Here is an 11,632-nt window from a genome sequence, read left to right on the forward strand (position 1 = left end):
TGATCAAAACCTGAAACGACATATTTACGTTGATACACAACATGATTCTTTTGTACAGTGCCTAAGTCCTAACTAGGATTTCTTTTTTGGATTTTGGATCTGGATAGGGGGAATTGGCTTTGATTCTGATCGGCGGCTATTTGACAAGTTGCACGACTAGTGCAACTTGTCAAATAGCCATGCCAAAGCACCATCAACATCAGTAACCTGCTCCCCTAGTGGTATTGCTGGACGATTTACCATAACAACGTTTACGCCCAGTTCTCGCGCTGCAATAATCTTGGCCTTTGTTGCATCGCCACCGCTATTTTTACTCACTATGGTATCAATCTTGTTATGAATCAGGATTTGCCTCTCATTATTGAGGGTAAAGGGCCCGCGATCGCACAATATCACTCCCGGTGGCACTAAAGCATCATCAGTAGGAGGGTCAATCATCCGCATCAGAAACCAAATTTTATCTAGGTGAGCAAAGGCGGCGAGTTCTTGCCTGCCAACTGTCAAAAATACTCGCTGTGCCTGGTTTGCTACAGATGCGGCGGCAGCTTCAACGCTGTCAACTTCAATCCAGCGATCGCCACTTGCTTTTTCCCAAGGCGGGCGTATTAACATCAAACGGGGTACTCCGACTTCGGTTGCAGCATCTGCCGCATTCAAGGAAATTTGAGTAGCAAAAGGATGGGTTGCATCAATTAATAAGTCGATTTGCATTACTCGCAAATACCTAGCCAATCCAGCCACACCACCGAAGCCTCCAACCCGTAAATCGCCTAACGGAACTGATGGGTCACGGGTGCGGCCAGCTAGAGACGTGATTGCTTCTAACCCTTGGATAGTCGCTACTTTGGCAGCTAGTTCTGCGGCATCTCCCGTCCCACCCAGAATCAAAACGCGCATCATTGAGGTAAGGGTGGAATCTTTGCCAAAATGCCCTTTTTCAGAGCTTCTGGACGCTCTGACCAAGGGAGTAAACCATCTGCTTTGACATAGTATTGACTAGCACATTCTAGTATCGCAGATGCACTACCATCAACGGCTAAATCACCAAATAAATATGTTAATTTGCCTTTGGCAGCAAAGGCAACTACACAGGAACGATTACAAGCACTCATGCATTCAACTTCCTGAATTGGGAATTCATCTCGTAAGTCCCAATCTTGTGCAAGCTGCTGAAGTTGAGATAAAAGTTTTTGACCGCCACTTTCACCTAAGCGTTTTCCATCTTGCCAAATGCTAGCACAAGTTTTGCAAACAAATAAAGTATGGTCAGCAACACCCAAGGGACTAGTCGGGGAAATATTTACAGTAGTAGTCATCTATACCTCGCAGATATGTAGAACTGATAAATCTATTTTGGCGGGCATCCTGACTTACTCTATTTGGGATTTTAGATTACATCTCAAATGGGTTTACAGTTGCTCCCAAGCGCCGGATTTGCACCTAACTTTAAGAGTTACTTATGGTAGCTAGTTCCCCACCAGAACCGAATAACCTTATCGATCATACACTAGGGTATCTAGGAAAAGAATATTACCAAAAATTGCTCAGGAGCGATCGCTCATCAACTATCGCAGACAGATTTCAATTGTTGATTTAATTTTGTCGTAAACTACCCTAACCCTAAGAAAGCTTAATGGCTGAGGCTGGGGACTCTTACTGGCTCAAATTACAAAGTTTTCCTAATTTGCGCCTTTTATGTTCGCATATTAAGCAAATGTATGCTACGCTTATAAATCGTGTGGTTAAGGACGTATAGCTCAGTTGGTTAGAGCGCTACGTTGACATCGTAGAGGTCACTGGTTCGAATCCAGTTACGTCCATTTTTGTTGTACAGTGACTAATTATTTGTCGTCGGTGACAGATTAGTGTCGTTAGGACTAATTAACTGTCGTCGGGACAAATTGATGTCGTTTAAGTGCCAGTGACAGATTAATGTCATTTATTTACAGAGACTATAGCAATAATGTCAACGTAGCGCTCTCTTTCAACCCTCCCTAATAAAAATTATGATAACCCACCTAGTACCTGGAGGGTTGTTGCCACGGATTGATCGCACTGGTGTAACCTTCTTCTACAACTTTCAACCCACCCAGTATCTGGAGGGTTGTTGCCACTTACCCCTGAGCATGTACAGTGACTAATTATTTGTCACTGTACATCTGAGATTACAAACCTTCGCTAAAAAAAGAGGATGGAGAGATAAAGTCTATGTAAAAGTTAACTAGAGAAGGACGAGCAGGTGAGCAAGGGAAGCAGTTCTTCAGCAATAAAAGAATGAAAAACAATCTTTGATTGCTGAAGAATTTACTTCTGTTTTCCACCAATCTAGTAAATTGTGCTGTTTTAGTACAGAACGAAGTAAATAGAGCAACTATTTAAAATCCCTAAACAGCTTATTCCATAATACTTTTGAATGCGTGAATGCGTGACTTCCGCCAAGATGTACTAGTCTTTTATTGTTCTAACATCTGGAAGAATCGGGTAAAGTAATCTGGAAAAGTTTTCGCTGTACACCCAGGATCTTTAATTACAATTCCTGGAACCTTCAAGCCAGTGACAGCAAAAGCCATCGCCATTCGATGATCGTGATAGGTTTCAATCGCCGCCGGGGTAATGGGGCCAGGCTCAATTTTTAGTCTATCTGGGAATTCTTCAACCTGGACTCCTAGCCGACGCAACTCTGTGACAACAGCTTTAATCCGATCGGTTTCCTTGTATCGAATATGTTCCACGTTCCGAATAGTAATCGGTGAACTGGCAAAGGGCGCGATCGCTCCTAATGTTTGCACCAAATCCGATATATCATTCATATCAATGTCGATGCCTTGCAATTGCTTTGGCCCCGTCACTTCGGTGTAATCATCCGAATCCTTAATTTGGCAACCCATCTGTTCTAAAACATTCAGCCACAGAATATCACCCTGACAGGATTGTTTGGTCAAATGTTTGACGCGCACCCGTCCACCCGTGACGGCGGCGGCGGCAAAAAAATAAGAAGCATTTGACGCATCGGGTTCTACTGTGTAATGTCGAGCTTGGTAACGTTGACCCGCTTTAATCTGAAATTGATTATCGCCGATTTGAATCACCTCCACGCCAAAATCTGCCATCAGCCGACAGGTCATTTTGACATAAGATTGAGAAACTAATGTCCCCTCAACCTCAATGTTGGTATCTTGTTGAGCATAAGGCGCAATCATCAGCAATGCCGAAAGTTGCTGACTTGTTTGGTTAGCTTTCAACCGAAAATTTCCGCCAGTGAATCCCTGGCTATTGACGGTGTAAGGCATAAACCCAGAATTTCCCTCAAAGTTAACGGTTGCTCCACCCGTTTGTAGCACCGTCAGCATGTCGCCCATCGGCCGTTCTCGCATCCTGGGAACGCCATCTAGGCGATATTCGCCGTTACCCAATGCCACCAGCGCCGAGATAAACCGTGCTGCTGTACCTGCCAAACCCACAAATAAATCTGCCTGTTTAGCTGGAATGTCGCCTCCTCTTCCCCTCACTTGGATCTGTGCCAGATGAGGATTTAGTGTAATGGGAATGCCCAATTGCTCTACGCATTTGGCAAAATACTCGCTGTCTTCACTAAATAAGGCATTTTCTAAAATTGAGTCACCTTGCGCCAAAGCTGTAACAAGCAACGCCCGATTGGTAAGACTTTTAGAACCGGGAATTTCTACCGTGGCATCCACTGGCCGATTTAGAGCAGGAATTTCAATGGTATCCACGTTAAACCTCTACGTAGGCAGTTAGCTACAACTTTATATATTGCCATATTGTAGCCAAAAGAAGCACGGGAACAAAATTTTTAGCTGGTTGGTGGATTCCCGTTGTAGCTTCATTGCTGGCATTTGCAGGTTCTGCCCCAGCGTAGCCCCCCGCAGGCATCGCACTCACTCAGTATATTGCAATCCGATTTGATTCGGTGAATTACTCCTAGAGACTGGGGACACAACGAGTGCGCTCAGTGCATCGCTCAATACTTGGAAGAAAAAATAAAGGTGTACTGAGTTTTTTTCACGCAATCAAATATGAGTCCTATATTGCTCAAAGTGCTACCGAGATGCGAAAAACCCTCGCCTGCTATCTCACTAATGAAATCGTCGCCAATATCCTAGAAACTCCATCTGGGTTAAAGCTAGGAGGAGAACGCCAAAAACTTACGGTTCTCGGATCGGATTTCCGAGGATTCTCAGTTATTTCCGAACAATTGCCATCTGAAGAAGTAGTAAAGATTTTGAATCTTTATCTGGGAACAATATAAAGGCACGATTAATGAGTTTATGGGTGATGGATGGCATTTTTGTGATATTTTGGTGCGCCAATTAGTCGCAAAGATGATTCGTAACGAGCGATCGCCTGTGCTATTGCCATGCAATTGGCAATGCAGCAAGTAAACAACAAAATTGGCAAATGAATTGCCCAATCCTTGAAATGGTAACAAAGGGAGGTGTATGTAAATACGGTCAACTGAAAAAGTAGGTAGTCTAGGTTTTTTTAAAACAGTAGCAATTGTTGCTGATACAACCAGGCGCTCGCGCTAAGATTTTGGACTTAAGCCTGATCCAACTCCAATAACTCCTTAATAATTCGTAATTTATGATATGAAGCAACTAAGTTGAGTTCTGGAGTTAAAAATATGATTTCTTCTAAAACTGAAATTCAATTACATCCCAAGGACAAATGACGAACGTAAACAAATTTCAAAGACTAGTAGAACTTGCAAATGATCATGGAATTATTTGCCAGCCAACACCACAAGAATGCTTAATTGCATCCTTGCCTGGAGACGATGATTTCTTATTAGCTTTTACTTGGTCTGGTACAGTTGAGGGAGAGCCGCCAGAGCATGAATTAATCGCAATTAGTGTACAAGATATTGTCAAAGAAGTTACCGTTGCAGCTTGGCAAATTCCTTTTTATTTATTCGGAAACGTTTTAAGGCAGGCTCAGATGCTTGTCACTGCCCACAAAGATTTTGTTAGTTAAAAGACAATCTATAGCTAAAAACTGCTATCCCTGTCAACTGTCTGTGGCAGGGATTTTTATCTACTATTTTAAAGATTTAGTGAATATTCTCTGCTAAAAGTAAAAATATAAACAATTTATCTCTTCTTTTATCTAATAGCAAAAAGAAACATATTGGTTTTCAAGTCCAATCCATAGAAATTTAAGCAAGAAAGGAAAAAAATGCTCAAGACTATTGCGCTCTTTTACTCCATAAACTGCTTGTTGCAAAGCTCCTATAGCTAGAGAGTGGGCTAGTAGGAGTAGGGGGTGGGTGACTTTTTGTTCTTTGAGGATTTTTCCAGCCCTAATCCCTGAGGGTAAATTAAGTGACGTTGAACTTGAATTCAAGCGATCGCTCTCAGCGTCTCGTAAAGAGGAAAATTGGAAAACAGCGATGTCTACGACGGGCTACGCCTAAGCACTTTGCCATATTATCAGGTGAAAATAAACTGGCGATCGCAGTTAAGGCTTTAGTCCTAGATTTGGGGACTGAAGTCCCCACTACAAACTGAGCATCATATAATTCGGCTCATAAGTTGTTGCTATAGTAAACGCTGTAACTCAAAAAATTCAAGTAGTAACTACAACTCTTTCTGTGTTAACTACAGAAGAAGCTGTAGTTAATAACGTTCCTAGTTTAATAAGTAACGCTTAAGTTGTTGTTACTACTGCTTAAACAGTAGTTATCAATGCTCAAGGTGTTATAAGTAACGCTTAAGTCGTTGTTAATACTGCTGAAGCTGTTGTTATTGTTGCGGAAGCTGTTGTTAATAACGTTCTTAGTTTGATAAGTAACGCTTAAGCTGTTGTTATTATTGCTGAAGCTGTAGTTAATAACGTTGAAGTTGTTGTTAAAAGACAAGAAACTTATTTTTTTAGAAGACATCTCCTTTGTCTAGATTTTTAACCGCCTGCTAGTCATTTGCTATTCAAAACGGTAGCCTGGAAGAACTCAGCAATTCACACACTACATCATGTTACCTAAACCTAAAAAGCACTGGACACCTTCAAATTGGGCAAGTTGGAAGCCCTTTGGCATTGGCGAACAGTATCCCAATAATTATTGGGAGGTATTTCGCGCAATCTGGCTGTCTCGTGACAAACTACCTTATGCGTGGAATATTCTTGATAAAGGTGTCTGCGATGGTTGCGCTCTCGGAACAACCGGGATGAAGGATTGGACTTTAGATGGTATCCATCTCTGCAATGTCCGGTTGCGGCTGTTGCGGATGAATACTATGCCAGCTTTTGACGCTGTACTATTGGAAGATGTTTCGCAGTTACAAAAGCAAAAAAGTGCCCAATTACGTGACTTGGGAAGACTCCCGTACCCGATGATTCGTCAACGAGGGGAAAAAGGCTTTCGCCGTGCGAGCTGGGATGAAGCTTTAGGAGTAATTAGCGATCGCATTCGCACTACTACACCAGACCGCCTCAGTTTCTATGTTACCAGTCGCGGGACTGTCAACGAAACTTATTATGCTACCCAAAAAGCTGTGCGGGCAATGGGAAGCAATAATATTGATAACGCTGCCCGCATTTGCCATTCTCCCAGTACAGCAGGACTGAAAGCTTCTCTGGGTGCTGGGGCTACCACTTGTTCTTATAAAGACTGGATTGGAACTGATTTATTAGTCTTCATTGGCTCCAACGTTGCCAACAATCAGCCTGTTACTGTTAAGTATCTCCATTATGCCAAGAAAGCTGGCACTAAGATTGTAGTCATTAATACTTACCGTGAGCCAGGAATGGAGCGCTACTGGGTTCCCTCAATTGTCGAAAGTGCCGTTTTCGGTACAAAGTTTGCCGAAGACTTCTTCTTAATCAACATGGGCGGGGATATAGCGTTTTTAAATGGCACTATTAAACATATAATTGCTAACAATTGGGTAGACCAGTCATTTATAGATTTATACACAGATGGCTTTGCTGAACTCAAAACATCTTTAGAAAACCAATCTTGGGAAGAATTAGAGCGGCTTTCTGGAACATCCCGCGAGTCAATGTACGCCTTTGCCAAAATGGTCAAAGAAGCTAATAAAGCCGTATTTGTTTGGAGTATGGGTATTACTCAGCATGAATCCGGTGAAGATAATGTGCGAAGTATTATCAACTTAGCTCTCACCAAAGGTTTTGTCGGTCGGGAAGGCTGCGGTTTAATGCCAATTCGCGGTCACTCTGGGGTGCAGGGTGGTGCAGAGATGGGATGTTACGCCACAGTATTTCCTGGTGGTAAACCTATCACCCCAGAAAATGCTGCCCAATTGAGTCAGCATTGGGGCTTTGAAGTGCCAGCAAGTAAAGGTTTAATTGCTCCAGAAATGATTCACGCTGCACATCAGGGGGAAATAGAAGTGTTGTTTTCTGTGGGTGGGAATTTTTTAGAAGTGCTGCCAGAACCAGATTATGTAGAAGCGGCGCTGAAGACAATACCGCTACGGGTACATATAGATATTGTTCTCTCTAGCCAAATGTTAGTGGAACCTGCTGATACTGTGGTGCTTTTACCTGCGACAACTCGCTACGAAATACCAGGGGGAGTTACAGAAACGAACACCGAACGCCGGGTAATTTTCAGTCCAGAAATTCCGGGGCCGCGGATTGGAGAAGCGCGTCCAGAGTGGGAAGTGTTTTTAGAATTGGCAAGGCGGGTAAAACCAGATTTGGCAGATAAGCTAGCTTTTGCTGACACAGCTGCTATCCGTCAAGAAATTGCTCAAGTTGTCCCGCAATATGCTGGAATTCAACACTTACAGCAGGCTGGCGACCAGTTTCAATATGGTGGATCACATTTGTGCTTTGGTTGGAATTTCCCTACAGCCGATGGTAGGGCACACTTTGGGGTATTATTGCCACGCCAAAGAGAATTACCAGAAGGTTATTTTTTATTAGCAACGCGCCGAGGCAAACAATTTAATAGTATGGTGCAGGAAAGCAAGGATGCAATTACTGGGGCGATGCGAGAGGCGGTGCTAATGAATGCGGCTGATGCTGCACAGTTGGGTTTAAAAGATCGCGATCGCGTCATTCTTAAGAATGATTTAGGCGAGTTGTTATGTCAAGTCTACATTGCGCCAATTCAGTCAGGAAACTTGCAGGTACATTGGCCAGAAGGGAATGTGCTACTAGATAAAAGTAAGCGATCGCTTGAAGGTGTCCCTGATTATAATGCGATCGTGCGGTTGGAAAAAATCTAAATCCAGTCTCATTTTCCCAGTTTATTTCAACCACATCTATGGTAGGGGCACAGCAATGCTGTGCCCCTACGGTCTGATCTATTTACCTAAAAATAGCTGTAATTTTCTACTTTCAGTTATCGCCAATTCTAGAAAGCTATTGAAAATACTTGGACTTGACTAACCCATTGCTTCCACGACACTCAGCATGAAATTAATCCGTTGCTCAAACTCTAGCTTTTTGATCAATGCGACAAATTCATCCGTTTCACCAGGAAGTTGATAGTCGGAGGGCACTTGAATTATGCTTCCATCCTCCATTCCTTGTGCCAGCATAAACCAAACGTCTAATTTGGCATTGGGACTTAGAGCATTATAGCCTTGGCTGATCTCGTTAGCTGCACCATTAATAATGTCACGTTGCGCTTGCAGTTGCTCTTCTTTAGACAATTCCAGGAATTGGTCAAAGAGTGTTCTAGCAAGAACTTCTACACTTTGAGGAGGTGCAGGCTGTAGCTGCTCTTTAAGATCCAAGTAACCGAACCAAAGTAGGGCTAGCTGAGTATCTACATCAAAGCGTTGAAAACTTTCTAAAGCCGGTTTTGTTGCTTCATCAATTGTGTAAGTCATAAAAAACTCCAACTAAGTTAAGGTTATTCTGATTTCGTTAGTTACTGTAAAGATTTGTTTGCAGTACCTTCATATAACTTAACGAACAAATGGAAATAGATAACCCTACTTAGGGTAGGGATAGGATCACTACATAAGACAGATATAGATAACTTAAGTTGCTAGTTACAAAAATGCCTGCTTTGATGTATACGAAAGCTAGTAACGTCTGTGACTGTAAGCGATCGCTTGAAGAGGTTCCTGATTATAATGCGATCGCGCGTCTGGAAAAACAAACCTAGATTACAGTAAGTTCCTACACCGGAAGAAGTCGCAGAACAAGAAAGACAACGTGCTGAACGCCTAGCAGCCAAATTGCGAGAACTGAACATTGACCCAGAAAGTTTATAATGCCAGTAGGGTGAAAATTCTAATTACAAATTAGTATCAATGATTCTCGACAACCTCTAAACCTGTTCTAGCTACTGATTTAATATCAACATTCTGATTGTTTAGCAGCACTACTATAGTAGTTTTTTCATTGGGTAAATATGCAAGCAATGTTGCAAAGCCATAAGCTATACCACTATGACCAATTGCTTTTGCTAAAGGAGATGAAAATCGTTCTACACCCAACCCATAACTATAACCTGCGCCATTATCTTTAAATTTCAACATTTCTTTCATCGTCTTGGAGGAAAGTAAGGTTTTTTTGACGAATAGCGCTTTGGCGAACTTGGCTAAATCCTCTGCTGTTGAAACCAATCCACCATCTCCCAAACCATTGCCATCATTGACTGCGGCGTAGCTATCTAGCTTACCATCCTTATTGCGATCGCCATAACCTGTAGCGACTTCTCCAATTATCGGTTCGCGCAATTCCGTGAAGGTATGTTTTAATCCTAATGGTTTTAAAATCTGACTGCGAATTGCTTGGGCGAGAGTTCCCCTAGTGATGTTTTCAACAATCAGTTCCAAAAGAATGTAGTTGCAATCAGTATAAATAAATTTTTCTCCAGGATTTGCCTGCGGTTGCTCTCGGTACATATATTGAATAGCTTCTCTGGCTGTCCAAGGCTGTGAGCGACTTCTTTTCGCCGTAGCTTGAATAAACTCTTTTGTATCTAGGTATTCAGCAACACCACTGGTGTGATTGAGCAGTTGACGAACTGTAATTTTATCGCTGTTGACAATATGAGGACTGATGTCTCTTGGTAAGTAGGTTGCGATCGCCCGATCTAATCCTATCTTTCCTTGCTCCACTAATTTCAGCACAACCACCGCCACAAAAGTTTTACTCATACTGGCAATAGAAAAGCCATCTGTGGGTTTCATCCTGGTTTTAGTTGACAAGCTATTCACACCAGATGCTCCCAGCCAAGAACCTTTAGGTGTAGTAATATACATGACTGCACCAGGTATTTTATGTTTTACAATTATCTCATTTAAAAGCTTCTGTAGTTGAGAACTTTTTCCAACGGTGGAGGTAAATATCACTTGTTTAGCAAGAGATTTTTCAATTACTCTCTGACTAATGTTATTAGCCACTAAATATCCTGTAAAACCAAGGGAAATCACAAAGACTATTGTAAATAAAATTTTGCTGAAAGCCAAAAGTTTTAGGTTCATTTTACTTCCTAAACAGAAACATAGCCGATTTAGCTCAACTGCACAAAGTAATTGGTAAGCATCAACCTGACATCTGACATATAAATAGCATTACTTTGTTTCCAGATTAGTATCAAAATTTCAATTCATCAACTTTCACAAATATGAAAACGCCAACTAAAAGTAAGACCAAAGCCACTGTTTGGGTAGTGGAAAATGGTAAAATGCGATCGCGTTTAGACCAACTCACCACTGAAGAACCTTTAGAAATTCGTCTTGTCCCTTTCCAGAAGACGGTAGCTGTAACCATGCGGACGCCAGGGGCAGATTTTGAACTAGCTGCTGGTTTCCTCTACAGTGAAGGAGTCGTTAATAGCAGAGAAGATATTCGACGTATCAGCTACTGCGTAGATGAATTAGTAGATGGTGAACAGCGCCATAATATTGTAAATGTAGAACTGCGGGATGGGTTGATTCCAGACTTACAGCCTTTGGAGCGTCATTTCTACACTAGTAGCGCCTGTGGGGTATGTGGTAAAGCTAGCCTTGAAGCTTTGCGTCTGCGGGGATGTCCAGTAATTCCTTCTGGCCCAACAGTAACACCTGAGATCATCTACAGCCTACCTGATAAGCTTCGGGCTGCTCAAGGTATCTTCACTGCTACAGGGGGTTTGCACGCTGCGGCTACCTTCAATGCTCAAGGACAATTGCTAAACCTGCACGAAGATGTTGGGCGACACAATGCTTTGGATAAATTGATTGGTACAGCTTTGCTCAGTGACGAGTTGCCTTTAAATAATTGTATTGTTTTAGTGAGCGGACGTTCTAGTTTTGAGATTTTGCAAAAGTCTACAACTGCTGGAGTTCCCATTGTCTGTTCTGTTTCCGCTCCCAGTAGTTTGGCGGTGTCTGTCGCCAAGGAATTCGGGATTACCTTAATTGGATTCCTGCGCGGAGAACGATTCAATATTTACACTGGTTTGGAAAGAATAAACGCTGCTTAAGAACACTTTCGTAGTGGCGTGGCGAGGCTAAATTGTTGCAAAAAAGTTTGTAGCGACTGTTTTAAAAGTTAAGCGACCCCGAATAACCCGTCGTAGACATCGCTTTGTTTGTGGAGATTTATGAAAGCGATGCTGTTCGCGGAGCGTCTCGTAGAGAAGGCGGGCTCGCTAACGCTTCTCTACGAGACGCTGCGCGAACGCTATCGGCGTCGCACCTGT

Annotated in this window: 10 protein-coding genes, 1 tRNA gene and 2 pseudogenes; 8 read left to right on the forward strand and 5 right to left on the reverse strand. The window is 42.5% G+C overall.

The annotated features are described in order from the left end of the window. Window positions 1-156: 156 nt before the first annotated feature. The gene (locus ACFFAP_RS14315; protein ID WP_375511838.1) at window positions 157-897 is read right to left on the reverse strand and encodes a cobalt-precorrin-6A reductase; all 741 of its coding nucleotides are present in this window, start codon (window positions 895-897) and stop codon (window positions 157-159) included. After that, window positions 897-1,316 carry a DUF1636 family protein gene (locus ACFFAP_RS14320; RefSeq protein WP_375511827.1) on the reverse strand — a complete coding sequence of 140 codons (420 nt, stop codon included), beginning with the start codon at window positions 1,314-1,316 and terminating at the stop codon, window positions 897-899. The genes ACFFAP_RS14315 and ACFFAP_RS14320 overlap by 1 nt, the downstream gene beginning before the upstream one ends. Before the next feature lie 143 nt (window positions 1,317-1,459). Between ACFFAP_RS14320 and ACFFAP_RS14325 the strand changes: the two genes are divergently transcribed. Both ACFFAP_RS14325 and ACFFAP_RS14330 read left to right on the forward strand, forming a co-directional pair. Further along, entirely contained in the window at window positions 1,460-1,597 is a 138-nt protein-coding gene (locus tag ACFFAP_RS14325) for a hypothetical protein (RefSeq protein WP_375511828.1), read from the forward strand. Window positions 1,598-1,746: 149 nt separating this feature from the next. Next, a tRNA-Val gene (locus ACFFAP_RS14330) sits at window positions 1,747-1,820 on the forward strand. A gap of 633 nt (window positions 1,821-2,453) precedes the next feature. On the opposite strand, the gene aroA is transcribed toward ACFFAP_RS14330, so the two are convergent. Continuing rightward, window positions 2,454-3,734: a 3-phosphoshikimate 1-carboxyvinyltransferase gene (gene aroA / locus ACFFAP_RS14335; RefSeq protein ID WP_375511829.1), complete on the reverse strand. Its 1,281-nt coding sequence runs from the start codon at window positions 3,732-3,734 to the stop codon at window positions 2,454-2,456. A 293-nt stretch (window positions 3,735-4,027) separates the two neighbouring features. Between aroA and ACFFAP_RS14340 the strand changes: the two are divergent. From ACFFAP_RS14340 to ACFFAP_RS14355, 4 genes and pseudogenes are all read left to right on the forward strand, one after another. Continuing rightward, window positions 4,028-4,443 (forward strand): annotated as a pseudogene (locus ACFFAP_RS14340) (adenylate/guanylate cyclase domain-containing protein); the annotation flags it as partial. Between the two features lie 246 nt (window positions 4,444-4,689). Further along, window positions 4,690-4,995 (forward strand): hypothetical protein, encoded by a 306-nt coding sequence (locus tag ACFFAP_RS14345; protein ID WP_375511830.1) that lies wholly within the window; start codon window positions 4,690-4,692, stop codon window positions 4,993-4,995. Window positions 4,996-5,287: 292 nt separating this feature from the next. Next, window positions 5,288-5,434, forward strand: coding sequence for a hypothetical protein (locus tag ACFFAP_RS14350; RefSeq protein WP_375511831.1), 147 nt, complete (start codon window positions 5,288-5,290; stop codon window positions 5,432-5,434). A 556-nt stretch (window positions 5,435-5,990) separates the two neighbouring features. Further along, window positions 5,991-8,213: an FdhF/YdeP family oxidoreductase gene (locus ACFFAP_RS14355; RefSeq protein ID WP_375511832.1), complete on the forward strand. Its 2,223-nt coding sequence runs from the start codon at window positions 5,991-5,993 to the stop codon at window positions 8,211-8,213. A 159-nt stretch (window positions 8,214-8,372) separates the two neighbouring features. Here ACFFAP_RS14355 and ACFFAP_RS14360 read toward each other — a convergent pair whose 3' ends face one another. Further along, window positions 8,373-8,822 (reverse strand): orange carotenoid protein N-terminal domain-containing protein, encoded by a 450-nt coding sequence (locus ACFFAP_RS14360; protein ID WP_375511833.1) that lies wholly within the window; start codon window positions 8,820-8,822, stop codon window positions 8,373-8,375. 291 nt (window positions 8,823-9,113) lie between these two features. On the opposite strand from ACFFAP_RS14360, the pseudogene ACFFAP_RS14365 reads away from it, so the two are divergent. Then, a pseudogene (locus tag ACFFAP_RS14365) lies at window positions 9,114-9,212 on the forward strand (Uma2 family endonuclease); the annotation flags it as partial. 36 nt (window positions 9,213-9,248) lie between these two features. On the opposite strand, the gene ACFFAP_RS14370 reads toward ACFFAP_RS14365, so the two are convergent. Continuing rightward, window positions 9,249-10,430 carry a serine hydrolase domain-containing protein gene (locus ACFFAP_RS14370; protein ID WP_375511834.1) on the reverse strand — a complete coding sequence of 394 codons (1,182 nt, stop codon included), beginning with the start codon at window positions 10,428-10,430 and terminating at the stop codon, window positions 9,249-9,251. Window positions 10,431-10,573: 143 nt separating this feature from the next. On the opposite strand from ACFFAP_RS14370, the gene fdhD reads away from it, so the two are divergent. Beyond that, window positions 10,574-11,413, forward strand: a complete 840-nt coding sequence (gene fdhD / locus ACFFAP_RS14375) for a formate dehydrogenase accessory sulfurtransferase FdhD (RefSeq protein WP_375511835.1) — start codon at window positions 10,574-10,576, stop codon at window positions 11,411-11,413. Window positions 11,414-11,632: the final 219 nt, after the last annotated feature.

Source organism: uncultured Nostoc sp. (assembly GCF_964245575.1).
GTDB lineage: Bacteria > Cyanobacteriota > Cyanobacteriia > Cyanobacteriales > Nostocaceae > Nostoc.